General features: G+C 69.2%; 1 pseudogene. It reads right to left on the reverse strand.

Annotation, left to right across the window (positions count from 1 at the left end):
- Positions 1 to 802, reverse strand: a pseudogene (locus DLJ47_RS00020) (site-specific integrase); the annotation flags it as partial.
- Positions 803 to 929 lie beyond the last annotated feature (127 nt).

Consider the following 929-nt stretch of genomic DNA (forward strand, 5'->3'; position numbering starts at 1 on the left):
ACTTCCACCGTTGCACGCGTTCGTCCTCCCACACGATCGGTAGGGGCCGGTCGGCGGGGACCTTGACCAGGGCGGCGGGGTTGGCGCCGACGATGAGTTCGTCGGCGAGGGCGTCGTTGATCGCCTTGCGGAGACAGGCGCGGATGCGCTGGCGTGTGGTGGCGCCGGTGGGCCGCACACCGGTGACCATCTTGCGGATCGTCGGGTCGGTGCTGGCCTTCGCGGCGGTGATCTCGTCGTTGCGTCGCTCGATCGCGGCGAACATGTCGCGGATGTGGGTGGTGCGCAGCTTGTCCAACGGGATGTCGCCCAGGTGGGGGATCAGGTGGACCCGCACGATCGATTCGTAGCCGCGGAGCGTGTTCTCGTCGACCGTGAGGTGGGTCAGCCAGCCGATCAGGTATTCAGCGACCGTGAGCATTTCAGCGAGGGGGCCATCACCGCGCAGCCGCTGCCGGATGCGGTCGACCTCGGGCAAGGGCCGCTTGGTGCGGACGGCGGCTTGCAGCAGGTCGCCGATCTCGGTACGGCGGCGCCGGTCCCCTCGAGGGGCGAGGGCGAGCAGTTCGCGGGCCTGGTCGAGTTCCTCGGCGGCGGCACGTCGGCTGGGCAGGCCGGAGCGGCGTAACTGCCGGCGCTTGTCATCGGCGGTGGGTGGGAGTTCGAGTTGGTAGGCCCAGTGGCCGTGATCGAAGCTCCAGGCGCCGTTCGCGCGGCGCAGTTTCGGGCAGTCGTTCCCCAGCGGCTTGCCGGTCTCTGGGCGGCGGCAGCCGCACCGTTTGAAGATGCTTCCGTCTGGCATCGGTGGTGGTGCTCCCGTTCATGTGGGTGGGTGGGCATCGGTTTGGTCGATCGACATCCACGCGTGACCGGTGGGCACGATCAAGTCGCCCGGCCCGTGCGGTTGGACGAGGCCGGCCGATTGAGGG

Source organism: Micromonospora sp. S4605, from assembly GCF_003176715.1.
In the GTDB taxonomy this organism is placed as follows: domain Bacteria; phylum Actinomycetota; class Actinomycetes; order Mycobacteriales; family Micromonosporaceae; genus Micromonospora; species Micromonospora echinaurantiaca.